A 23,153-nucleotide genomic window follows, 5' to 3' on the forward strand; every position below is an offset into this window, starting at 1 on the left:
GTGACCCGGGTCCCGGGCTATGTGTGCGGGAGCTACAGCTCGCGAAGATCCTGTGGCGCGGAAGCACACACGATGATCAGGAAGGCGCCCCACGATCGGGTGGAGATTTCGAGGGTGCCGCCCGAGCGGTCCTTGGTGTCGCGGATTTTTGCCGCAGGTCCGAGCGCCACTTCGACGCAGTTCTCCCGCTCCGAATAGCGGGAGGTTCGCCACTCACTCACCAGAGCCTCCGAGTTCGGCGATCACCTCCCCGATGAACCGGGCGCTCTCTCCCTCGTCCATCGCCGATGCCGCCATGGTTTTCGCCGCCGCGCGGTAACTGGCCACCTGATCGTCATCGTAGAGGTAGGCGCTCGCGTGGTGGAGTTCGACGAAAACGATCGACGGCAGGGTCGCGAAGTCGAGTACCGCGAAGTTGTGGGACGGGCCATCGGCGGGCCCGACCGGCACCGGCATCACCTGAAGCTTGATGTTCCTACGCACGGCAGCCTTCAGCAGGTGCCGCAACTGCTCGGCCATTACGTGCGCGCCGCCTACCTCCGCCCGCACGGCGATTTCGCCCACCAACACGTGGTAATCGAGCGGGTCGTGCCTCGTCAGCGCACTGCGCCGCGCCAGCCGCGACTGGACCACCCGCTCGATTTGCCCCGGTTGAAGACCTCGCGCCCCCCATGACCGCGCGCACATAAGCAGGAGTCTGGAAAAGTCCGGGAATCACCGCCGGCTCCCAGTCGAAGATCGCCTCCGCCGTGCGCTCATGCTCGGCATAGTTCGAGACATTCGCCGCAACCCCGGGCACTCGCTTCTCCAGCCAGCTCGGCTCGCGCGCGTTCTTGGCCAGTTCCAGCAGCCGAGCGCGCTCCCCCGGCTCGACCACCAGCACCCCCAACAACAGAGCCACCTGCTCCACCTTGGGGATCCGCTTCCGTTCTCCCAGTTGGACAACTCCTGCGCGTGCACCCCGATCAACCTCGCGAGCTCCCGCACCCGAGGTCCCGGGCCGTCCGGCACGCGCGCAGCCCGAAGCCGAGCGCTCTCGCCCGGGGTGTGGCGAAGGGTGTCGCCATGACCGCATTCTGTCACCGGGGTCCGACATTCCCGGCGTCCCCGCTTCGGCTGGTGTCACAAATCCGCGTCAGGTTTCCTGCCGGTCATGGACCCGGACCACGCCCTCCTGACCCGGCTGCGCGACCTGACCGAAACCCTCCCCGGCGACGTCTCCTGGCTCGCCGGCCCACCCCTGCGCGCGGACGGCATGCGCGACCTCGGCGAGCGGCTCGCCTGCCTCGGCGCCGACCTGATCGGCCGGGCCGGCGTGCTCGACGAGATCGCCGCCGCCCGCCTGCCCGCCCACGGCTGGATCCCCGAGTGCGGGCCGGATCCGCGCCGCCGGCTCGCGCACTACGTAGGCCGCGGCGAGGTCCGGCTCGGCCTCATCTACTTCGCGAGCTGCGGCGCGGGCTGCTTCCCGTTCTACGGCACCGATCCGGCCGAGAAGACCGTCCGGCACGAGCGGTGCGACAAGTGCGTCAAGGAGGCCTACCGGCTCATGAGCGTTCCTTCAGCACCGCCAGGTAGTGCGCGTTCGTCATGACGCCGAGGACGTTGCCGAACGGGTCGACGACCGACGCGGTCACGAACCCGGGCCCCCGCTCGGTGATCGGCTCGTGCTCCTTCGCGCCCAGCTCGTGCAGGCGCGCGACGGTGGCCTCGAGGTCGTCGACGTGCCAGTAGACGATCTCGCCGCTCGCCCCGCCCCGGCTCGCCGGGACGTACCTGCGGTCGATGAGGCCGAGTTCGTGCTGGTGGTCGCCGATCCTGAACTCGGCGTACCCGGGCCGGTGGAAGTACGGCTCGATCCCCAGGAACTCGGTGTACCAGGCCTGTGCGGCCGCGTGGTCGTCGGCGAAGTAGGAGACGGTGGCCATTCCTCGCAGCATGTCTGCTCCTCTCAAGCGGTGTGGAGCCATCATGCGGACTTGAAGTGCGCACCGAATGAGCACTTTGTTTGCGAGACTTCTCCCATGCGTGCCGACCGTCTCGTGGCCACCCTCCTGCTGATGCAGACCCGCGGCCGCGTCACGGCCGCCGAGCTGGCGGCGGAGCTGGAGATCTCCGTCGCGACGGCCCGCCGCGACCTCGAAGCGCTCTCGACGGCGGGGGTGCCCGTCTACCCGCAGCCGGGCCGCGGCGGCGGGTGGCAGCTGGTCGGGGGCGCCCGCACGGACCTGTCCGGCCTGACCGCGAGCGAGGCGCAGGCCCTGTTCCTCCTGGCCGGCCCGGCCGCCGCGGCGGCCCCGGAGGTCAAGTCCGCCCTGCGGAAGCTGATGGGCGCCCTGCCGGGCACGTTCCGCGCGGACGCCTCGGCGGCCGCGGAGGCGGTGCTCGTCGACCAGGCGGGCTGGGGCGAGCGGGTGAAGGACCGGCCGCCGCTGGTTTCGCTGCTGCGGGACGCCGTCATCGCGCGCCGCCGCGTCCGGCTCACCTACGCCGGACGCGAGAAGACGGAACGGCTCGTGGACCCCTGGGGCCTGGTCGACAAGGACGACGTCTGGTACCTGGTCGCGGGGACCGCGAAGGGCCGCCGGACGTTCCGGGTGGACCGGATCGTCGCGGCGGACGTGACCGCGGAGGCGGCCGACCGGCCGTCCGATCTGGAGCTGGCCGCGGTGTGGGACGAGGTCGTCGAGGAAGTGGAGAAGCGACGGTCACTGCTCACCGCGGACGTGGTGCTCGACCGCCGCCACTTCGGCGTGCTGCGCGACCGGTTCGGCCGGCACTGCGAACGGGTCGCGGAGCTGCCGGACGGCCGGGTACGCGCCCGCGTCGCCGCCCCCGCGCCGATCATGATCGCCCAGGAGCTGGCGGGCTGGGGCGCCCTCGTCGAGGTCGAACGCCCGGACTCCGTGAAGGCCGAGCTGGCCCGCCTGGGTTCCGAGCTGATTGCCCGGTATGCACCCGGATGTCGCGAATGACCACCGTCGCCGCCTTCCGCCGCGTGCTCGCCGAAAGCGAAGGTCCGAAGTCCGCGAAGATCGAACTCGCGCGCCTTTGATCGAACCCGCTCACCCGTTATGCTCGGTGAACGGCGTTAATCACTCCACTGTAGACAGTAGGAAGACCCACTACGAGTGACCGTTACTCACCGGTATCTGGCCGTTCGGAGTATCCGGGATCACCCGTTTGCTGTTACTGTGACGCCTCCGTGACCTGAACGTGCGTTCGGCGACACTTCGGTGAGGGCAGACCAAGATGCGTGACGATGTGGTCGAGGCGAGTGCGGTGGTCCGGCACACGCCGGACGTGGTGTGGCAGATCGTCGGATCGCCGGAGTGGTACTCGAGGTTCGTGCCCGAGATCGCCGGCTGCGAGGTCCACGAGCACGCCGCCCGCGGGCGGGGGCCCAGGGGCTTCGTCCGGATCGTCCCCGAGCGCGGGCGGATGATCGAGGCACAGGTGCAGGCCGTCGTGTACCGGCCGGGCGAGCACGTCGTGTGGTGCGGCGTCCCCGACGAGGGCACGTGGGTCTCCCTCGAGCTGAGACCCTTGGCCGGCGGCAAGACCGAGCTGTTCGTCCGGATGATGCTGCCGCCGTCGTACCTGGATCTGGTGTCGTCGGTGAAGAAGGACGTCCGCGCCCTCGCGCGGCGCCTCGACCTGTACCTGGCCGGGCAGTCCGATCCCGACGCCGACCGTGACGGCAACAAGGCCACCAAGCTGCGCACCACGAGCGTCCTGCTGCGCGCCGGGGTCATCAGCGCGGGCCGCCCGGACAAGATCGCCCGCCAGCTCAACTCCCTCGCCCAGTGGGGCGCCACCATCGCCGGCGGCTACCAGGCCGCCGCGGCCCGCGTCCCCGACGAGCCCGCCCTGCACGACGAGCGCAGCCTCCGCACCTTCCGGCAGGTCCAGGAGCGCAGCGACCGGCTCGCGAACGGGCTGAGCGAGCTCGGTGTCGGCGAACGCGACCGGATCGCGCTGATGTGCCGCAACCACGCCGCGATGGTCGAGTCGTTCGTCGCCGCCAGCAAGCTCGGCGCGGACGTCGTGCTGCTGAACACCGGCCTGTCCGCGGCCTCGGTCAAGGAGGTGCTCGCCGAGCACCGGCCGGCCGCCGTGCTGGCCGACGACGAGTTCGCGCAGACCATCGCGAACGTCCCGGGCGAGTTCGCCCGGATCAGCACCTGGCCGGACGCCGAAACCGGCTACCCGACCGTCGACGAGCTGATCCACGCCGCGCCCGCCGACCCGCCCAAGCCGGTCGACCGGCCGGGCCGCGTGGTCGTGCTCACGTCCGGGACCTCCGGCACGCCGAAAGGCGCGCGGCGCCCCACGCCGAAGGGCATGGGGACGGCCGCGGCGATCCTCGACCGGATTCCCCTGCGCGCCGGCGACCGGATCCTCGTCGCGGCGCCGCTGTTCCACAGCTGGGGCCTGGCCGCGATGCAGCTCGGCATGGCGCTGCGGGCGTCGCTCGCGCTGATCCGCAAGTTCGACGCCGAAGAGACGCTGCGGGCGGTCGCCGAGCAGAAGTGCGACGCGCTGTTCGCCGTGCCGATCATGCTGCAGCGGATCATGGACCTGCCCGAGCGGGTGCGGGCGCGCTACGACCTGTCGTCGCTGCGGATCGTCGCGAGCAGCGGCTCGGCGATGTCCGGGGCGTTCGTGAGCCAGTTCATGGACACCTTCGGCGACGTCCTCTACAACTTCTACGGCTCGACCGAGGTGTCCTGGGCGAGCATCGCCGACCCGGCCGACCTGCGCGCGGCGCCGACCACGGCCGGCCGCTGCCCGCTCGGCACGCGCGTCGCGATCCTCGACGAGGACCGCAAGCCCGTCCCGCCGGGCGGCGAGGGCCAGATCTTCGTCGGCAACGACATGTTGTTCGACGGCTACACGAACGGCAAGGACCCGGCGCGCGCGGCGGACCTGATGGCCACCGGCGACGTCGGCTACCTCGACGCGGCGGGCCGCCTGTTCGTCACCGGCCGCGCCGACGAGATGATCGTGTCCGGCGGCGAGAACGTGTTCCCCCGTCCGGTCGAAGAAGCGCTGGTGGCACTGCCCGGCGTGCACGACGCGGCGGTGGTCGGCGTGGCGGACGCGGAGTGGGGCCAGCGCCTCGCGGCGTACGTCGTCCCGCGCCGCGGCGCCTCGCTGCACGCCGAGGACATCCGGGCCTACATCCACCAGCGGCTGGCCCGGTTCGCCGTGCCGCGCGACGTGTACTTCGTGCCCGACCTGCCGCGCAACGCGACGGGCAAGATCCTCAAGCGCCTGCTGCACGACGACACCTGGCCCGTGGCCTCCGACTACTGATGCCCGAACACACCCCCGACGGCCGCTACATCGTCGTGGACGGGCGTCGCCGGCGCGCGACGGACCCGCAGATCGCGGACACCGTCCGCGACCGGCTGCAGAAGCACCTGATGGCGGCCCGGCGGGTGCAGGACCGCGCGCGCACCCAGCTGGCGAAGGTGGCGCTGGGCGAACGCGGCGAGCCGTGGTGGGAGCAGACGTCCGCGCAACGGCGGGAACGGTGGGAAAGCGGCCTCGCCGAGCTCGATCAGCCCACCGGCTGACGCAGCACGGTCCTGAGCTTCGCCGGTTCCACGCGCCGCGGGTCGCCGAGGTAGACCTCGTGGTGCAGGCCGGCCGGCTTCAGTCCGTGCCGGTCGAGGAATTCGCCGTGCAGGCGGGCCAGGAGCGGACCTTCGTCGTCGTACGAGCCGATGTGCAGCGCCTGCGCGCACCGGCCCTCGTGCAGCTTCTCCAGCCGGACCGGCGCGTCGATCTTCTTCTTGCGCCGCACCGATTCCCGGGCTTGCTCGACGGCGTCCTCGCCGATCCACGCGGGCTGGCAGATGAGCATCGTCCACCGCCAGGAGTCCTTGGCCCGCACGGTGAACGCGGTGTAGTCCTCGGCCCACCACAGACCTTCCAGCGGCCCGACGACGAAGTCTTCGCCGGCTTGCTTCGCCGTCATCTTGATCGTGTACGCGAAGGCGTACAGGGCTTCGACGGCCTTCCGGTAGCTCTCGGCCGTGTTCGGGTTGCCGCGGCCGTCGATCGCGAGGAACTGCTGCCCGGGCACGTCGACGAGCGCCCAGTCGGTGTTCTTCGGCGCGTACAGCTGCTTGAGGTCTTTCTTGACGTCGTAGGGCATCAGATCGTCCTTCCGGCCAGCCAGGCGGCTTCGGCTTCGAGCTGAGCGAGGGAGTAGTCGAAGATCGCCCGGACGAACGGCGGGGCCTCGACCGCGGCCGCGCGGCGGACTTCGGCCAGCCGCTCCTCGACCGCTTCGGCGCGCCGGGCCAGCGCCGCGGCGAGCCGATCGGGCGGGATCGCCGGGCTGTTGGCCAGCCCGACCAGCAGCGGCGGGTGCACCGGGCGCAGCTCGGCGACGGCCGCCTCCGCGGCCGCCGCGCACGCACGCCGGCCCGCCTCCGTCGCCGTGTAGGTCTTCTTGGCCTTGGCGTGCGCCCGCTCCCCCGCGACCTCGGCGACCAGGCCGCGGTCGCGCAGTTTGCCGAGCACGTAGTAGATCGAGCTGAAACCGAGGGCGGTCCACTCGCGCATGCCGCGTGCCGAGACGACCTCGTCCAGCTCGTAGCCGTGTCTCGGCCGCTCGACCACGAGGCCGAGCACCGTCAGTTCCGCGTCGGTCAGCACTTCCATATTCTAGAGCTAGAATACGGCGGCTCGTCAAGGTCGCCGGAAAATGTCGGTGGGTGCTGGCATGCTTCACCGGGTAAGCCTCCCCGGGCCACTAGCCTGGGGAATTCGACCGGACGGCAAAGGAAACCAGTGGGGGGACAGGTGGTGACGGCGGTGCCGTGGACCGCGGAACGCGTGGCCGGGCTCGCGCCGGATCCCGCTTCGGAGAAGGCGGGCCGGGCGCTGGCCGCGCCGGCGAAGTGGTCGGGCGCGGGAGCGTCCGAGGATGCCGTGTGGGGCTTCTGCCAGGGCAGCGGCAAGAAGCCGTACCAGACGTGCGTCGAGCTCGCCGAGCCCGCGTTCCGGTGTTCCTGTCCCAGCCGGAAGTTCCCCTGCAAGCACGCGCTCGGGCTGTTGCTGTCGTGGGCGGCCGGGCAGGTCGACACCGGTCCGGCACCCGACTGGGTGCACTCCTGGCTGGCCGAACGCGCCGACCGCGCCCAGCGGGCGGAAAAACGCGCGGAGGCGGCCGGGCCGAAGGACGAGGAAGCGGCCGCGCGGCGCGCCGGGGAACGCGCCGCGCGCGTCGAAGGCGGCGTCGCGGAGCTGAAGATCTGGCTGACCGACCGGGTCGGCGCGGGTTTCGCCGGATTCGAGCGCAGCGGCGGTGAGGAGCTGCGCACGGTGGCCGCGCGGATGGTGGACGCCCAGGCGCCCGGCCTGGCGGGCGGACTGCGGCGGGCGGCGGCGATCGTCGGCCGCCGCGACTGGCCGGAGGCGCTGCTCGGCGAGCTGTCGATGCTGTACCTGCTCGGGGACGCGGCGACCCGGCTGGATTCACTGCCGGGTCCGCTGGCGGAAACCGTCCGGACGCGGCTGGGGTTTTCGGTGGAGACCGCCCGGGTGCTCGAGAGCGGCGAGCGCGTGTCCGACGAGTGGCTGATCGCGGGCGCGGCCGACGAGGAGAACGACCGGTTGCTCACGCGCCGCACGTGGCTGCGCGGGCGGCGCACGGGCCGGGACGCGCTGGTGCTGTCGTTCGCGCCACCCGGCCGGCCGCTGGACGCGTCGTTGCCACCCGGGCACTTCTTGACGGCGGAGCTGGCGTTCTACCCGGGCGCGGCGCCCCTGCGAGCGCTGGTGGCCGAGCGCGGCATCCCGTTGCCGGCCCCGGCCGCCGAGGGCGGTTCGATCTCGGACGCGCTGGCGGCGTACTCGCGGGCGATGGCGGCGGACCCGTGGCTGGAGCGCTGGCCGGTGCTGCTTTCCGGGGTGACGCCCGCGGAGCACGCGGGCGGGTGGTGTCTGTCCGAAAAGGACGGGACCGCGCTGCCGCTGGTGCCGTACGCGTTCCCGTGGTCGTTGCTCGCGATGTCCGCGGGCAGGCCGCTGACGGTGGCGGGCGAGTGGAGCCAGTCGGGGCTGCGGCCGCTGATGTGCTGGCAGGAGGACCGGGCGGTGCGGCTGTGACTCCCGGTTTCCTCGCCCCGAACCACGATCACGAACAGGAGGTGCGACCGTGAAAGCCTGGGAAGACCTCGTCGGCACCGCGCTCCTCGGCACCCGCCGGCGCACCCTCGACCCCGCCACCCAGCCCCGCGCGGTCCAGGACCTCGTCGCGGACCACCCCGACCCCGCCGGACAGCTCCTGGCCGCCGCGGCCGTCCTCACCACCTACCGGCGAGCCGGCCGGCGTGCCCTGACCGACGTCCGCCCCCTGCCCGTCGCCGCCATCGACGAGCGGCCCTTCGTCCCGCCCCTGGCCCGGGAACGGCTGGCCCGGCTGCTCGCCGCCAGCCATCCCGACCTTCTCCTGGAGTGGCTGGGCATCGTCGCCGGCACGGACTACCGCGTCCCGCCCGAAACCCTCCCCCTGCTCGCCGAAGCCGCCCGCAGCAAGGCAGCCCTGCGGGGGCCGCTCGTCGCCGTCGCCGGGCCGGTCGGGGCCTGGCTCGGGCAGCGGAACCCCGACTGGGCCTTCCTTTCCGCGCCCCCCGAAGAGTCCGGGGACGTCTGGCAGTACGGCAGCCTCGCCCAGCGCCGCCGCTGGCTCGCCACCAAGCTCGCCGACGATCCCGGCGCCGCCCGCGAAGCCCTCCGAGGCTCCTGGAAGAGTGAACCCGCCGACGTCCGCTCGGACTTCCTCGGCGTGCTCGCCGGGCACGTGAGCGCCGAGGACGAAGCCTTCCTCGAGGCCGCCCTCTCCGATCGCGCGGCCGCCGTCCGCGAGCGGGCCGCCGACCTGCTCGGCCGGCTGCCCGGCACCCGCTACGGCGAGACCATGGCCGACCGGCTGCGCCCCCTCGTCCGGCGGAAGGGCCGGGTGCTCGAAGTCTCCGTCCCCCAGGGCGAACGAGGCGAAGGCACCGTCCGGCTGCGCACCCTCGCCGCCGCCGCTCCCCTGACCTTCTGGACCGAGTTCGGCCCGCCGGCCGAAGTCGTGCGGATGACCGTCGAGGGCTGCCCGGCGGGCGTGCTGCGCGACTCCTGGGCCACCGCGGCCCTGCGCCAGCGCGACGAAACCTGGGCACAGGCGCTGATCGGCGCCGACCCCGGTGGGCGCACCACCCCGCCCCTGCTCGGCGTCCTGAGCCCGGGGAGCCAGGCCGCCACCGTGGGGCACCTGGTGAGCCGGCTGCCCGTCGAGTCGTTCGCGCGGCTGGTGCACGAGCTGCCCCGGCCGTGGACGAAGGAGCTCGGCACCGCCCTGCTCGACTGGATCGCCCGCCAGGACGACCACCGCCTGGTCTCCCACGCCGCCGTCGTGATCGCCCGCGCGGTCCCCGCCGCGTGCCTGCGCCACCCGCTGGCCACCACCCGCCTGACCATGGACGCCGGGCCGTGGCGCCGGGCGCTCACCGAAACGCTGAACTTCCGCCGCGAAATGTACGAGGAGCTCGCATGACCGCCGCCACCGTCCTCCGGCCGCACGCCGAACAGGACCACGCCGCCGAGCTGGCCGCGCTGGCCGCCTCCGACGAGCGGGCCAAGCCGCCCAACTGGAACCTCTCGCCGTGGGCGGTCGTCGAGTACCTGCTCGGCGGCACCCTGGCCGACGGCACCGTGATCACGCCGAAGTACGTCGGGCCGCGGCGGCTGATCGAGGTCGCCGTCGCGACGCTGGCCACCGATCGCGCGCTGCTGCTGCTCGGCGTGCCCGGCACGGCGAAGACGTGGGTGTCCGAGCACCTCTCCGCCGCGATCAGCGGGGACTCGACGCTGCTGGTGCAGGGCACCGCGGGCACGTCGGAGGAGTCCATCCGCTACGGCTGGAACTACGCCCGGCTGATCGCCGAGGGCCCCAGCGCCGCGGCGCTCGTCGAAAGCCCGCTGCTGCACGCGATGCGGGACGGCAAGCTCGCCCGGCTCGAGGAGCTGACCCGCATCCCGGCCGACGTCCAGGACTCGCTGATCACGATCCTGTCCGAGAAGACACTGCCCATCCCCGAGCTGGGCACCGAGATCCAGGCGCGGCCGGGCTTCAACCTGATCGCGACGGCGAACAACCGCGACAAGGGCGTCAACGAGCTGTCGAGCGCGCTGCGGCGGCGGTTCAACACCGTGGTGCTGCCGCTGCCGGACAGCGCCGACGCGGAGGTCGAGATCGTCAGCCGCCGGGTCGCGGAGCTGGGCACGTCGCTGCACCTGCCGGTGGAAGCCGCCGAGCTGGCCGAGATCCGTCGGGTGGTCACGGTGTTCCGCGAGCTGCGGTCGGGCCGCACCGAAGACGGCCGCACGGCGGTGAAGTCCCCGTCCGGCACGCTCTCGACGGCCGAGGCGATCAGCGTGCTGACCGGCGGCCTCGCCCTGGCCACCCACTTCGGCGACGGCGTGCTGCGCCCGCACGACATCGCGGCCGGCATCCACGGCGCGGTGGTCAAGGATCCGGTGGCCGACCGCGCGATCTGGATCGAGTACCTCGAGACGGTCGTCCGCGAGCGCGACGGATGGGCCGACTTCTACCGGGCGGGCCAGGAGATTTCGTGACCTCGACCCACCTGCTCGGCATCCGCCACCACGGCCCGGGTTCGGCCCGGGCCGTGGCGACGCGGCTCGCCGAGCTCGAACCCGACGTCGTGCTGATCGAAGGTCCACCCGAAGCCGACGCCCTGGTCGAGCTGACCGAAGACCCGGCCATGGCGCCGCCGGTCGCGCTGCTGGCGTACGCGACCGACGACGTCTCACGGGCCGCCTTCTGGCCGTTCGCCGTCTTCAGCCCGGAGTGGCAGGCGCTCGCGTACGCGCGTGAGGCCGGGATTCCGGTGCGGTTCTGCGACCTCCCGGCCGCGAACACGTTCGCCGCGGGGCCGGACGAGCACGGCGGGCCGCCCGGCGACCCGCTGGCCGCGCTGGCCTCGGCCGGCGGCTACGACGACCCGGAACGCTGGTGGGACGACGTCGTCGAGTCGCGGCGCGGCGACGAGAACCCGTTCGACGTGATCGCCGAGGCGATGACCGCGTTGCGGGAAGACGAAGAACCGCCGCGCGGCACCGAAGCCCGGCGCGAGGCCTACATGCGCTCGGTGCTGCGCCGCACCCGCAAAGACGGCTTCGAGAACATCGCCGTCGTCTGCGGGGCCTGGCACGTGCCCGCACTGACCGACCCGCTGCCGCCGGCGGCCCACGACCAGACCGTCCTCAAAGGACTGCCGAAGCGGAAGGTCGCGTGCACCTGGGTTCCGTGGACCCACGGGCGCCTCGCGACGGCCAGCGGCTACGGCGCGGGCGTGCGGTCGCCGGGCTGGTACCACCACCTCTTCACCACGGCCGAGGACGTCACCGCGCGCTGGCTGACCGGCGTCGCGGCGGTGCTGCGGCAGGAGGACCTGCCCGTCTCGACCGCGCACGTCATCGAGGCGGTCCGGCTGTCCGAGACCCTGGCCACGCTGCGCGGGCGGTCGTCGGCCGGGCTGGCCGAGGTCACCGAAGCCACCCGGTCCGTGCTCTGCGGCGGGGACGAGGTGCAGGTCGAGCTGGTCACGCGGCGGCTGGTCGTCGGCGAACGGCTCGGGGAGGTGCCCGACCGGGTGCCGCAGCCGCCGCTGGCCGCGGACCTGACCGCGACGGCGAAACGCCTGCGGCTCAAGAAGGACCCGGTCGTCAAGGAGCTCGACCTCGACCTGCGCACGCCCGGCGGGCTCGACCGCTCGAAGCTGCTGCACCGCCTGCGGATCCTCGGCATCGAGTGGGGCAGCCGGGAGGCGTCGGCGCGGCGGAACAAGGGCACGTTCCGGGAGACCTGGGCGCTGTGCTGGGAACCGGCGTTCGAGGTCGACCTGGTCGCGGCCGCGGTGCACGGCACCACCGTGCCGTCGGCGGCAACCGCCGCGGTCCGCGACACCGTCGAGGGCACGCCCCCGCTGGACGAGGTGACCACGGCCGTCGAGAACTGCCTGCTCGCCGACCTGCCGGAGGCGCTGCCCGAAGCGCTGGCGGCGCTCGACGCGCGGGCGGCGGCGGACGCGGACGTCGCCCGGCTCATGTCGGCGCTGCCCGCACTGGCCAGGGCGACCCGGTACGGCAACGTGCGCGGCACCGACACGGGCGCGTTGCGTGCGGTCGCCGACCGCATGCTCGACCGGATCTGCGCCGGGCTGCCGCCGGCCACGCACGGGATCGACGACGACGCCGCGGCCCGGATGGCCCAGCTCGTCGACGGGGTGCACGACGCGACGTCCTTGCTGGGCGACGACCCGAAGGAGCGCTGGCTCGCGGCGCTGGCGCGGCTGGCCGAGCGGCCGTCGCTGCCGCCGCTGCTGGCCGGCCGGCTCACCCGGATCCTGCACGACGCCGGGCTGCTCGACGCGCTGGACGTCGAACTCCGGCTGGGCCGGGCGCTCACGCCGGGCATCGCGCCGTCGGCGGGCGCGGCGTACGTCGAGGGCTTCTTCGACGGCGGCGCGTTGCTGCTGGTGCACGACGAAGGCCTGCTGCGGGTGATCGACGCGTGGCTCGCGGCGATCCACGACGACGTCTTCACCGAGGTGCTTCCGTTGCTGCGCCGTACCTTCGGCGCGTTCAGCGGACCGGAGAAGCGGGCGATCGGGCAGCGCGCGGCCGGGCTCACCGGCACCGCGCGGGTCGTGGCGATGGCCGAAGAACTGGACGAGGACCGGGCCGAGCGCGTGCTGCCCGTCCTCGCGACGCTGCTGGGGGTGGGGGCATGACGAGTACCGCCGACGCACTTCCGCCCGCGGAGGCGGCGGGGAGCACCGCCACCGAGCGCACGCGGCGCTGGCGGCTGGTCCTGGGCGCCGAGGGCGCGGGTCCCGGGTCGGGGCTGGCCGACACCGAACTGTCCGATGAGGACAGTGGGGTCGACGCGGTGCTGGCCGCCCTCTACGACAAGCCGGACGAGGAGGCGGCGGGCGGGCCGCGCAGCGCGAACCTGGGCGCGTCGGCGCCGCGGGTCGCGCGGTGGCTGGGTGACATCCGGCGCTACTTCCCCAGCACCGTCGTGCAGGTGATGCAGCGCGACGCCGTCGACCGGCTGGGGCTGACCCGGATGCTGCTGGAGAAGGAACTGCTCTCGGCGGTCGAGCCGGACGTGCACCTGGTCGGGACGCTGCTCTCGCTGAACGGCGTGCTGCCCGAGGAGACCAAGGAGACCGCGCGCGAGGTCGTCCGCAAGGTGGTCGAGGAGCTGGAGGAGCGGCTCGCCGAGCGCACGCGCGCGGCGATCAAGGGTGCGCTGGACAAGGCGTCGCGCACGCACCGGCCCCGGCCCGGCGACGTCGACTGGGCGCGCACGATCCACCGGAACCTCAAGCACTACTCCCCCGAGCTGGGCACGATCGTGCCGGAGCAGCTGGTCGGGTACGGCCGGCGGCAGCAGGCGGTGCAGCGCGACGTCATCCTGGCCGTGGACCAGTCGGGGTCGATGGCGGAGTCGGTGGTGTATTCGGGGCTGTTCGGTGCGGTGCTGGCGTCGATGCGGGCGCTGCGGACGTCGTTCGTCGCGTTCGACACCGAGGTCGCGGACCTGACCGAGCACCTCGCCGACCCGGTCGACGTGCTGTTCGGCACCCAGCTGGGCGGCGGCACGGACATCAACCGGGCGATCGCCTACTGCCAGGGCCTGGTCGGCCGGCCCGAGCAGACGCTGCTGGTGCTGATCAGCGACCTGTACGAGGGCGGCGACGAGGACGAGCTGCTGCACCGGATCACCGAGCTGGTCGGCGCGGGAGTCCAGGTGGTGACGCTGCTGGCCCTGTCCGACTCGGGCGCGCCGTCGTACGACCACGAGAACGCGGCAGCGCTGGTGGAGCTGGGCGTCCCGGCCTTCGCGTGCACCCCGGACCAGTTCCCGGAGCTGATGGCGGCGGCGATCCGCGGTGACGACCTGCAGGCCTGGGTGGCCCGGGAGACCAGCTGAGTTGCGGAATGAAACCGACCCGACGGCGGTTCACACGAGAGCGGGACGCATCCGGGGCCCGCACCACCGACCCAGGAAGGGACGGCTCGCCATGAAGGTTCGCAGCTCGGTCCGTTCGCTCGCCCGTCAGCCGGGCGCCCAGGTGATCCGGCGCGGCAACCGCGTGTTCGTGATCAACAAGGACAACCCGCGCCTGAAGGCTCGTCAGGGCTGACTCGGCGCGGCGACCCGCTCCTCGGCGCGGCCGAAGCGCATGACGCCGTCGTCGAGCCGGTTGAGCCGCATGTCCGCCAGATCCAGCAGGTAGTTCTGGCGCATCATCCAGGGCCGCCTCTCGCCCTGCTTCGGCAGGCCGGGGGCGGCCCTCTTGATGTACCCCGACGCCAGGTCCACGATCGGGCGCGGCCTCCCCGCCGACGACGCCGAAGCCACGTCCGGGGTGCACGACACGAAGCCGCGCCGGTCCAGGTACTGCAGGAGGCGGCAGACGTACTGGGACGTCAGGTCCGCCCGCAGCGTCCACGAGTTGTTCGTGTAGCCCACACACCACGCCAGGTTCGGGATGCCGCCGAACATCATGCCCTTGTAGGCCCGCTGCTCACCCGGCTCGATCGTGCGTCCGTCGACCGTCAGCGCGATCCCGCCGAAGGCCACCAGCCGCAGGCCCGTCGCCGTCACGATGACGTCCGCCGGCAGCTCGCGCCCCGACTCCAGGAGCACACCGGACACCGTGAACCGCGAAATCCGGTCCGTCACGATGTCCGCCTTGCCCGAGCGCAGCGCCTGGAAGAGGTCGGCGTCCGGCACGAGGCACAGCCGCTGGTCCCACGGGTGGTAGTCCGGCACGAAGTGCGGGTCGACCGGGATCGACGCGGGCAGTTGCGCCGCCACGCGCTTGCGCAGCGCCAGGGACGCCCGGTCCGGCAGCCGCCGCAGCAGCTGGAAGAAGAACGTGCCCAGGACGACGTTCTTGCCGCGCACCACCCGGTGCGCGAGCTTCTCGGGCAGCAGCGCGCGGATCCGGTCGGCGAGCGCGTCCCGCCCCGGCCGCGCCACGATGTACGACGGCGAGCGCTGCAGCATCGTCACGCGGGCCGCGCGCGGAGCCATCGCCGGGACGAGCGTCACCGCCGTCGCGCCGCTGCCGATCACGACGACCTGCTTGCCGTCGTAGTCCAGCTCGTCCGGCCAGTGCTGCGGGTGCACGATGTCGCCCGCGAACTCGTCGCCGCCCGGGAAGTCGACGACGTGCCCGTTCTCGTACGAGTAGTAACCACTGCACAGGTACAGGAACCGGCAGGTGAACGTCACCCCGTGGGCGGTCGAGACCGTCCAGACCGCATCCGCGGACGACCAGCTCGCGCTGACGACCCGGTGCCCGAACCGGATGTGCCGCTCGATGTCGTGCGCGGCCGCGGTCTCCCGCACGTAAGCGAGGATCGACGGGCCGTCGGCGATCGCCTTCGGGTCCTTCCACGGCCGGAACGGGTAACCGAGGGTGAACATGTCCGAATCCGAGCGGATGCCCGGATAGCGGAACAGGTCCCAGGTGCCGCCGATCGTATCCCGCGCCTCGAGGATGGCGTAGGTCTTGCCCGGCAACCGCTCCTGCAGCCGGCAGGCCGCGCCGACGCCCGACAGGCCGGCGCCCACGATCAGCACGTCCACGTGCTCGGCGGTGGTCATGAATTCCAGCGTAACGGAGGTGGGGACCCCGCCGGACCGGGTCGGGGCACCGGCCCGGCGGGGAGGACCTCTTCAGTTTTCGGGGGGTCCGGGTGGCGAAGCCCCGCATGTCACAGGGGCACGACCTTCGTCGCGCCGAAGCTGCCCTTGAGCGGCACCGTCACGGACTTGCCGTGCACGGTCACCGTCACGCTGTCCTGCGTCTGGGTCGGGTCCGAAACCACCAGCACGCGCCGGTACCCGGACCGCCCCACCGCGACCGACACGGGCCCGGAGACGCGCACGTCGTCGACCGAGCCCGCCGCGAAGAAGTTCGCCAGCAGCGTGTCGCCGACCCGGACCGCCTGCACCATCGGCGTGTTCGTCCGCACCTGCCAAGCCCAGGACGCGGTCAGCGTGCCGACCACCGATGCGCCCGGGAGCACCGCGTACGCGTACTTCGCATCTGTCGGCTTCGCGCCGTGCTCCAGCACCAGCTTCTGGTAGCGGCGTGTGTTCGGCGTCGTCGTGCCCTTGGTGTTGGCGCCGGTGTCGATGTCGCGCCACGCGCCGGTCCGGTCTTCGCGCAGCGCCGTCACCGAGGCGTCGTCGAGGAGCACGTACCCGCCGACGTTCTCCAGGTGCACCCAATTCGGCCGCCGCAGCGCGGAAGCCTTCCCGAGGTCGGTCGGCACGCGCCGGAAGTCCGCCGTCAAGGCACCGCGACCGCCTTCGCCGAGGTTGCGGTTCTCGATCGTCGTGCGCACGTTCGACGCCGACGTGCTGGTGATCCCGGCGCCCAGGCAGACGATCCCCGACGGTGTGAAGAACCACGACTTCTTCGCGACCAGCGACCCGTCCCAGGACTTGAAGTCGAACGCGTAGGTGCCGTGCTTGTCGTCCCAGCGGACGCCGCCGGTGTGCGGGTTCGGGCCGACCGGGACGCCGCCGAACTTCGGGTCGGCCGGGCCGTCGTTCTCGGTCGTGCCCGGCAGCAGCAGCGGGTCGACCGTCGGCCAGTAGGCGTCGGTGTAGTGGCCCTTGGCGTTGGGCAGGAACGTGTAGAGCACGCCGTCGCCGACGTGGTAGCCCTTGAGGTTCTGGCCGTTGATGGACTCGTAGCGCGAGATCCGCGTCGAGCTGACGCCCAGCGACGCCGACCAGCCGTCGGTGACGTGCACCATCCGGTCCTGCTGGCCGAAGTCCCGGTGCGTGGCGACGACCCGCGCCGGGCGCGCGCCCGAGGCCAGCATGTCCTGGGCGAACTCGATGCCCGGCGTCGCCACCAGGTCCGGGCCCGGCGCGAACCGCTCCGGGTCGGGGATCTTCAGGAACGGCGCGTACGTGCCTTCCTTGATCCACTTCGCGGCGAGCGCGTTGAGGTCGGTCTTCGTCTTCCCCGAAGCCGTGCGGGCCAGGACGAGTGTCGCGACCGTCAGCTGGTGGCCGATGTCGTGCCCGGTCTCGCCCTGCCGCGAAAGCATCCGGCCGCGAACCGGTTCCATCAGCGCGCCCGCGTAGACGAACGGCGCGAAGCTGTCCGCGACCAGCGCGTAGATCTTGTCCTTCAGCGGCTGCGGGAGGGCGAACTCGGTACCCGCCGTCACGTGGATGGCGCTGGCCAACGCGGTGAGCAGGACGATGCCGTAGTGGCCGGGGTACGGGATGGTGTCGTGCTGGATGAACGAGCCGTCGACGTGGAAGCCGTCGCCCGCCGCGCGGTCCAGCTTGGCGACGACGCTCGCCGCACCCCCGCCCGCGACGTCGGTGAGCGCGTCGACGCCGGTCCTGATCCACGCGGTGTCGCCGATCAGCGCGCCCGCGACGATCGAGATCAGGCCCTTGTCCGCGCGGTTCGCGCCGGTCTCGACGAGCGCGGTGTTGTTCGCGCGGACGTTCGGGTTGCCGACGAACCGCTTGATCGGGCTTACGTACCGGGCCAGCTCGTCGGCGGCCAGCTCGTCGGCGACCACCGAAAGCGTGTGCAGCACGTAGTACGGGACGCCGATCTCGTAGGTGTACCAGTTGCCGATCTCGCCGACCTGCGGGTTGTACTGGCTCGCGTAGATCAGCTCGAGCGCCGCCTTGATCCGGTCGAGCACCACCGGGTCACCGGCCAGCGCACCGCCCGGCGTGCCCCAGTCGACGGCGATCGCGCGCAGCCGGGCGTACATCGACGTCGTGTAGTCGCTGCCCGGGCCGAGCGGCAGGTCCGTCCACAGTGGAGCGCCGCCGCCGGCGACGGACATGCTCGCGTTGTAGGCCTTGGCGACACGGCTCAGGTTGGCGAGTGCCTCGGTGCGTTCCGGCGACGGCCGGTTGATGCCGGTCTGCAGCTGCCGGTACGCGGCGACGATCGGCGCGGTGGCCGTCGGCACCCCACCCGCGGCGGGGGCCGCGGAAGGGGCCGCCGAAGCGAACGCGGGACGGGTGAGGAACACGGTGGAAGCGGCCGCCAGGGCGCCGCCGCGCAGGGCGTTTCTCCGGTTCACGGGCATGACAATGCCTCCCAGGAAGACATCCTCGGCTTGCGGGGAATGGGGAACGGGATTCGGTGGTGCGGCGGCGGTAAGCGTCGTGAGTGTTTAGGGCGGTTAGAACCGCCCTAAACACTCACGACGGGGTCAGCGGGAGCCGTCGGTGCGGCGGGGCAGCTGCCAGGGGTTGGCCTCCTGGAGGGGTTCGGGCAGCAGCGCGTCGGGGAAGCCCTGCCACGCGATCGGACGCAGGAACCGCTCGATCGCGGCGGTGCCGACCGACGTCGTGGTCGGGGCCGTCGTGGCCGGGTACGGGCCGCCGTGCTCCTGGGCCCAGCTCACCGTGACGCCGGTGGGCCAGTCGTTCCACAGCAGCCGCCCGGCGATGCGGCCCAGCGCCGGCAGCACCGGCCGGATCCAGTCCACATCGGACTCCTCGCCGTGGATCGTGGCGGTGAGCCCCGGTTCGATGACGTCGAGCAGGCGCAGCAGCTCGGCCTGGTCGGCGTAGGTGACGATCAGCGACGCCGGGCCGAAGCACTCTTCGTGCACCGTGTCGCCGCCCTCGAGGAACTGCTTGCCGGTGGTGGCCAGCAGCGTCGGCGTGAACGCGGGCGACTCCGAAGCCGCTTCCGACACGACGTCGACACCGGGCACCTCGCGCAGCTGCGCCAGCTTGTCGGCGTACCCGGCGGCGATGCGGTCGTTGAGCATCGGCTGGGCCGCGGCGCCCGCCAGCGCCTCGCGCAGCGTCTCGGTCAGGCCGTGGTCCTCGGGCAGGAACAGCAGGCCCGGCTTGGTGCAGAACTGGCCGGCGCCGAGGGTGAACGACCCGGCGTAGCCCTTCGCGACGGCTTCCCCGCGCGCGGCGAGCGCGGCCTCGGTGACGACGACCGGGTTGACGCTGCCGAGCTCGCCGTAGAACGGGATCGGCCGCGGCCGAGCGTTCGCGATGTCGAACAGCGCCCGCCCGCCGGGGATCGAGCCGGTGAACGACGCCGCCGCGATCCGCGGGTCCTTCAGCGCGGTGACGCCCTCCTCCTGGCCGAAGATCACGTCGAAGATGCCTTCCGGCGCACCCGCGCCGACCAGGGCTTCGCGCACGATCCGGCCGGTCAGGGCGGACAGCTCGGGGTGGCCGGGGTGGGCCTTGAGGATCACCGGGCAGCCCGCGGCGAGCGCGGACGCCGTGTCGCCGCCGGCGACGCTGAACGCGAACGGGAAGTTGCTGGCCGCGAACACCAGCACCGGCCCGATCGCGGTCTTCACGCGGCGGATGTCCGGACGCGGGCCCATCGGCCAGTCGGGGTCGGCGTGGTCGACGGTGGCGCCGAGGTACTCGCCGTCGGTGAGCACCTCGCCGAACAGGCGGAGCTGGAACGTCGTGCGCTTCAGCTCTCCGGCCAGCCGAGGGGTGGCGGGCAGGTGGGTCTCGCGGTGGGCGAGCGGGACGAGGTCGTCCGCGGCGGCGTCGAGGGCGTCGGCGGCCGCGACCAGCCAGCGGGCGCGCTCGGCCGGGGTGGCCTCGGCGGCGGGACGGGCGGCCGCGGCGGCTCCCGTCAGGATCTTCTCGAGCGTGGCGGCGTCGGTGGCCTGGCTCATGGGGGGTACAGCTCCTCAGTGCATCTCGTGGGCGGCGGCGGTGGCCGTCTCCAGGTCGCGCCAGCGACCCGGGCCGGCCAGGCCGAGGTGGTACAGGTGCAGCTCGGCCGCGCCCGCCTTGGCCAGCTCGCCGGCGTAGGCGGCGATGTCCGGCACCGGCGCGGCGGCGACCGCGGTGATGTAGCTGCCGATCGCGACCCGCTCGGGCAGGGCCTCCCGGGCCGCCGCGACGGCTTCGGCACCCGTCGCGGGCGCCCAGCCGAACAGTACGACGGCGTCGACGTCGTCCGCGGCGGACGGCGTCAGCCCGGGCAGCGCGCCGGTGACCCACGGGTCGAGCGCGCCGTGCAGCACGATCCGCACGCCCGCGGGCAACGACGCCAGCACCGCGGCCCGCAGCTCGTCCGTGGCCCGCTGCCGGGTCCGCAGCAACGCCTGCGTCACCGACGGTGGCAGGTCGTCGGCCGTCACGCCCAGGTCGCCGGTCGCGACCAGCCGCCGGACCTCCTCGACGAGCTGGGCGCGCACGGTGTCCGCGTCGAGGTCCCAGCCGGCCGCGCAGGCGTCGCAGCAGCAGATCGACAGCAGCCGGGCCACCGCCGGCGCCCAGACGCCGTCGGTCTTCTCGTGCTGGTGCTGGTGGACCGCGCCGAGCGGGCCGCAGGCCTCGAGGATCACCGACGACAGCTCCAGCCCGGCGACGGCCTCGGCGGTCAGCGTCGCCGCGTACTCGCGCACCGCGGGCTGCGAAGGACACAGCGCCCAGGGGTAGGCCTCGCCGAAGCAGTTGCGCACCACGACGTCCGGGTGCTCGTACCCGAGCTGCGAGTTGTGGGTCAGCACGATCCACGCGGCCGCCGGGATCCCGGCCTCGTTCAGCACCCGGACGGCGTCAGAACCGCTGTCCTGGGCAGCTACCCAGTCCGGAATGGACGGACGCAAACGTTTGCCTTCCCAGGCTTCCGCACGCACCGGCCGGTAGAACGCCGCGTGCCGCGCGACCACGGCGGTCCGCGAAGCCGACCACGGCGTCGCCGCGCGGGCGCTGTGGTACGACAGCGCCACGGCCACCTCGTCGACGCCCAGGTCCCGGGCCCGCGAGGCGAACCCGGCCTCCAGGACATCCCAGGGGTAGGCGTATCCCGTCACCTTCACCGGGTCACCACCTCGCCGTGTTCGGCTCGAAACCCTCGACGTACTTGCGCATGTAGGTCACGTCGTCCCGCTTGGTCAGTCCACATCGGACGTAGTTCTCGTGCAGCTTGGCCAGCGCGTCCTCGTCCAGCTTGACGCCCAGGCCCGGGGTGGACGGCACCGCCACGGCACCGTCGCGGAACTCCAGCACGCCCGGCTCGATGACGTCCTCGACCTTCCACGGCCAGTGCGTGTCGCAGGCGTAGGTCAGGTGCGGGGTCGCCGCGGCAACCTGGACCATCGCGGCCAGGCTGATCCCGAGGTGGCTGTTGGAGTGCATCGACAGGCCGACGCCGAAGCTCTCGCACGTCACCGACAGGGACTGCGTCGCGCGCAGGCCACCCCAGAAGTGGTGGTCCGAGAGCAGCACGCCGATCGCCCGCGCCCGGAAGCCCGGCTCGATGTCCCCGAAGTTCACGACGCACATGTTGGTGGCCAAGGGCATCGACGCCCGCTCGGCGACCTGGGCCATACCGTCGATGCCCGGCGTCGGGTCTTCGAGGTACTCCAGGACGCCGTCGAGCTCGGCCGCGACCCGGATGCCGGTCTCGACCGTCCACGCGGCGTTCGGGTCGATCCGGAGCGGGTGGCCGGGGAACGCCTCGGCCAGCGCGCGGATCCCGTCGACCTCCTGGGCCGGCTCGAAGACCCCGCCCTTGAGCTTGATCGAGCGGAAGCCGTACTCGTCGATCATCCGCTTCGCCGAGCCCACCAGCGTCTCGGGCGTGGTGATCTCGCCCCAGGTGTCCGCACGGCCGTCGACGTGCCTGCCGTACTTGTAGAACAGGTAGGCGGAGAACTCGACGGCGTCGCGGGCCTTGCCGCCGAGCAGGTCGGTGACCGGGCGGCCGAGGTACTGCCCCTGCGCGTCCAGGCAGGCGACCTCGAACAGCGAGTAGACGCTCGCGACGGTCTTGCGGATGGAGAACCCGCCGATCAGCCCGTGGGCGTCGGTCAGCACGGTGTCCGAGAGCGCCCGCGCGACCAGCCGCTGCAGGCCGGGCAGGTCGAACACGTCGTGGCCGCGCAGCTGCGGCAGCACCTTGCGGACCTCGCCGAGGAACGCGTCGTCGCCGTAGGACTCACCGAGCCCGACGACGCCGTCCTCGCACTTGACCTGCACGACGCTGCGCAGCGCGAACGGCTCGTGCACGCCCATGACGTTGAGCAGCGGCGGGTCGGCGAACGCGACCGGCGTCAGCACCACATCGAGGATCTTCATCAGCCCAGCGCCTTCAGCGTGACGAAGCCGTCCTCCACGATCTTCTCCAGCCGGTGGATCTGCTCCGGCGTCGGCTCGACCAGCGGCGGCCGGACCGGGCCGACCTTGTCGCCGCGCAACCGGGCAGCGGCCTTCACCAGGGACACGGCGAAGCCGGGCGTCTCGTCCCGCAACGCCACCAGCGGCAGGTAGAAGCCGGTCAGCAGGGCGTCCATCACGCGGGTGTCGCCCTCGCCGAGCGCGCGGTGGAAGCGGTGCGCGATCTCGGGCGCGAAGCAGTGCACGGCCGAGGAGTAGCGGGCGACGCCGATCGAGGCGTACGCCTTGGCGGAGACCTCGGCGGTCGGCAAGCCGTTGAAGAACAGGAAGTTCCGCGCCCGCTCGGTGTCCAGCGACCGGATCGTGGTGACGATCCGGGTCATCACCTCGACGTCGCCGTAGCCGTCCTTGAGGCCTGCGACCGAGGGGATCTCGAGCAACGAGGCCGCGGTCGGCGCGGTGTACACGCCGGTGCCGCGGTGGTAGACGATCACCGGCACGGACGAGTCGCCGACGGCGTACCGGACGAAGTCGACCAGGCCCGAGGACGGCCCGGTGACGAGGTACGGCGGCAGCAGCAGGACACCGTCGGCGCCGCCGGCCTCGGCCAGGGCGATGCCCGCCCTGGCCGACGCGGCCCCGCCGCCGGCACCCACCCAGACCGGCACCCGGCCGGCGGCCACCTCGCGGGACTTCGCGAGCACCGCCGCGTGCTCGTCCGGCGAGAGCGAGCTGAACTCGCCCGTGCCGCACGCGACGAACAGCGCGCCCGCGCCCGCCGCGATGTGGCTCTCCACGTTCTCCGCGAGCGCATCGAGGTTGACCTCGAGGTCCTCGGTGAACGGGGTGAGGGGGAACGCCAGCAGGCCGTCCAGCTCGATCTCGGTCTGTGCCATCAGTTCTCTGCTCTCTCGTCCTTAAT

Annotated in this window: 20 protein-coding genes and 1 pseudogene; 10 read left to right on the forward strand and 11 right to left on the reverse strand. The window is 72.6% G+C overall.

The genetic code is table 11. The features are described 5' to 3' along the window. Positions 1 to 32: 32 nt before the first annotated feature. Together QRX60_RS46570 and QRX60_RS51750 are read right to left on the reverse strand one after the other, a co-directional pair. Positions 33 to 221 carry a DUF397 domain-containing protein gene (locus QRX60_RS46570; protein ID WP_285997863.1) on the reverse strand — a complete coding sequence of 63 codons (189 nt, stop codon included), beginning with the start codon at positions 219 to 221 and terminating at the stop codon, positions 33 to 35. Next, positions 214 to 1,096, reverse strand: a pseudogene (locus QRX60_RS51750) (DUF5753 domain-containing protein). Before QRX60_RS51750 ends, QRX60_RS46570 begins: the two are co-directional and overlap by 8 nt. A 57-nt stretch (positions 1,097 to 1,153) precedes the next feature. Between QRX60_RS51750 and QRX60_RS46585 the strand changes: the two are divergent. Continuing rightward, positions 1,154 to 1,594 carry a DarP family protein gene (locus QRX60_RS46585; RefSeq protein WP_285997865.1) on the forward strand — a complete coding sequence of 147 codons (441 nt, stop codon included), beginning with the start codon at positions 1,154 to 1,156 and terminating at the stop codon, positions 1,592 to 1,594. Here the strand turns inward: QRX60_RS46585 and QRX60_RS46590 are convergent. Further along, positions 1,548 to 1,940, reverse strand: coding sequence for a VOC family protein (locus QRX60_RS46590; protein WP_285997866.1), 393 nt, complete (start codon positions 1,938 to 1,940; stop codon positions 1,548 to 1,550). The genes QRX60_RS46585 and QRX60_RS46590 overlap by 47 nt on opposite strands. A gap of 84 nt (positions 1,941 to 2,024) precedes the next feature. On the opposite strand from QRX60_RS46590, the gene QRX60_RS46595 reads away from it, so the two are divergent. From QRX60_RS46595 to QRX60_RS46605, 3 genes are all read left to right on the forward strand, one after another. Continuing rightward, complete coding sequence (locus QRX60_RS46595) at positions 2,025 to 2,975, forward strand: helix-turn-helix transcriptional regulator (RefSeq protein WP_285997867.1); 951 nt, start codon at positions 2,025 to 2,027, stop codon at positions 2,973 to 2,975. A gap of 277 nt (positions 2,976 to 3,252) precedes the next feature. Beyond that, the gene (locus QRX60_RS46600; protein WP_285997868.1) at positions 3,253 to 5,319 is read left to right on the forward strand and encodes an AMP-binding protein; all 2,067 of its coding nucleotides are present in this window, start codon (positions 3,253 to 3,255) and stop codon (positions 5,317 to 5,319) included. Next, positions 5,319 to 5,582, forward strand: a complete 264-nt coding sequence (locus tag QRX60_RS46605; RefSeq protein WP_285997869.1) for a hypothetical protein — start codon at positions 5,319 to 5,321, stop codon at positions 5,580 to 5,582. Before QRX60_RS46600 ends, QRX60_RS46605 begins: the two co-directional genes overlap by 1 nt. Here QRX60_RS46605 and QRX60_RS46610 read toward each other — a convergent pair. Together QRX60_RS46610 and QRX60_RS46615 are read right to left on the reverse strand one after the other, a co-directional pair. Further along, positions 5,567 to 6,166 carry a GyrI-like domain-containing protein gene (locus QRX60_RS46610; protein ID WP_285997870.1) on the reverse strand — a complete coding sequence of 200 codons (600 nt, stop codon included), beginning with the start codon at positions 6,164 to 6,166 and terminating at the stop codon, positions 5,567 to 5,569. The genes QRX60_RS46605 and QRX60_RS46610 overlap by 16 nt on opposite strands. Next, positions 6,166 to 6,672, reverse strand: coding sequence for a PadR family transcriptional regulator (locus QRX60_RS46615; protein WP_332845809.1), 507 nt, complete (start codon positions 6,670 to 6,672; stop codon positions 6,166 to 6,168). Before QRX60_RS46615 ends, QRX60_RS46610 begins: the two co-directional genes overlap by 1 nt. Positions 6,673 to 6,807: 135 nt before the next feature. Here QRX60_RS46615 and QRX60_RS46620 point away from each other — a divergent pair, with 135 nt between their 5' ends. The 6 genes from QRX60_RS46620 (at position 6,808) to rpmJ (ending at position 14,246) form a co-directional block, all read left to right on the forward strand. Then, entirely contained in the window at positions 6,808 to 8,127 is a 1,320-nt protein-coding gene (locus tag QRX60_RS46620) for an SWIM zinc finger family protein (protein ID WP_285997872.1), read from the forward strand. Between the two features lie 49 nt (positions 8,128 to 8,176). After that, the gene (locus QRX60_RS46625; RefSeq protein ID WP_285997873.1) at positions 8,177 to 9,562 is read left to right on the forward strand and encodes a DUF5691 domain-containing protein; all 1,386 of its coding nucleotides are present in this window, start codon (positions 8,177 to 8,179) and stop codon (positions 9,560 to 9,562) included. Further along, complete coding sequence (locus QRX60_RS46630) at positions 9,559 to 10,644, forward strand: ATP-binding protein (RefSeq protein WP_285997874.1); 1,086 nt, start codon at positions 9,559 to 9,561, stop codon at positions 10,642 to 10,644. The genes QRX60_RS46625 and QRX60_RS46630 overlap by 4 nt, the downstream gene beginning before the upstream one ends. Beyond that, entirely contained in the window at positions 10,605 to 12,824 is a 2,220-nt protein-coding gene (locus QRX60_RS46635) for a DUF5682 family protein (protein ID WP_285997875.1), read from the forward strand. Before QRX60_RS46630 ends, QRX60_RS46635 begins: the two co-directional genes overlap by 40 nt. Then, entirely contained in the window at positions 12,821 to 14,032 is a 1,212-nt protein-coding gene (locus tag QRX60_RS46640; protein WP_285997876.1) for a VWA domain-containing protein, read from the forward strand. Before QRX60_RS46635 ends, QRX60_RS46640 begins: the two co-directional genes overlap by 4 nt. A gap of 91 nt (positions 14,033 to 14,123) precedes the next feature. Beyond that, entirely contained in the window at positions 14,124 to 14,246 is a 123-nt protein-coding gene (gene rpmJ / locus QRX60_RS46645) for a 50S ribosomal protein L36 (protein ID WP_285997877.1), read from the forward strand. Here the strand turns inward: rpmJ and QRX60_RS46650 are convergent. The 6 genes from QRX60_RS46650 to QRX60_RS46675 all read right to left on the reverse strand — a co-directional run bounded on the left by QRX60_RS46650 (position 14,237) and on the right by QRX60_RS46675 (position 23,127). Then, positions 14,237 to 15,718, reverse strand: coding sequence for a flavin-containing monooxygenase (locus QRX60_RS46650; protein WP_285997878.1), 1,482 nt, complete (start codon positions 15,716 to 15,718; stop codon positions 14,237 to 14,239). The genes rpmJ and QRX60_RS46650 overlap by 10 nt on opposite strands. A gap of 110 nt (positions 15,719 to 15,828) precedes the next feature. Beyond that, a complete protein-coding gene (locus tag QRX60_RS46655) occupies positions 15,829 to 18,195 on the reverse strand; it encodes a polysaccharide lyase 8 family protein (RefSeq protein WP_285997879.1) in 2,367 nt (788 codons plus the stop codon). Positions 18,196 to 18,321: 126 nt separating this feature from the next. Continuing rightward, positions 18,322 to 19,776: an aldehyde dehydrogenase (NADP(+)) gene (locus QRX60_RS46660; RefSeq protein ID WP_285997880.1), complete on the reverse strand. Its 1,455-nt coding sequence runs from the start codon at positions 19,774 to 19,776 to the stop codon at positions 18,322 to 18,324. Positions 19,777 to 19,791: 15 nt separating this feature from the next. Further along, the gene (locus QRX60_RS46665; RefSeq protein WP_285997881.1) at positions 19,792 to 20,931 is read right to left on the reverse strand and encodes a hypothetical protein; all 1,140 of its coding nucleotides are present in this window, start codon (positions 20,929 to 20,931) and stop codon (positions 19,792 to 19,794) included. Between the two features lie 4 nt (positions 20,932 to 20,935). Further along, positions 20,936 to 22,192, reverse strand: coding sequence for a glucarate dehydratase family protein (locus tag QRX60_RS46670; RefSeq protein ID WP_285997882.1), 1,257 nt, complete (start codon positions 22,190 to 22,192; stop codon positions 20,936 to 20,938). Then, positions 22,192 to 23,127, reverse strand: coding sequence for a 5-dehydro-4-deoxyglucarate dehydratase (locus QRX60_RS46675; protein ID WP_285997883.1), 936 nt, complete (start codon positions 23,125 to 23,127; stop codon positions 22,192 to 22,194). The genes QRX60_RS46670 and QRX60_RS46675 overlap by 1 nt, the downstream gene beginning before the upstream one ends. Positions 23,128 to 23,153: the final 26 nt, after the last annotated feature.

It is taken from the genome of Amycolatopsis mongoliensis (assembly GCF_030285665.1).
Taxonomy (GTDB): domain Bacteria; phylum Actinomycetota; class Actinomycetes; order Mycobacteriales; family Pseudonocardiaceae; genus Amycolatopsis; species Amycolatopsis mongoliensis.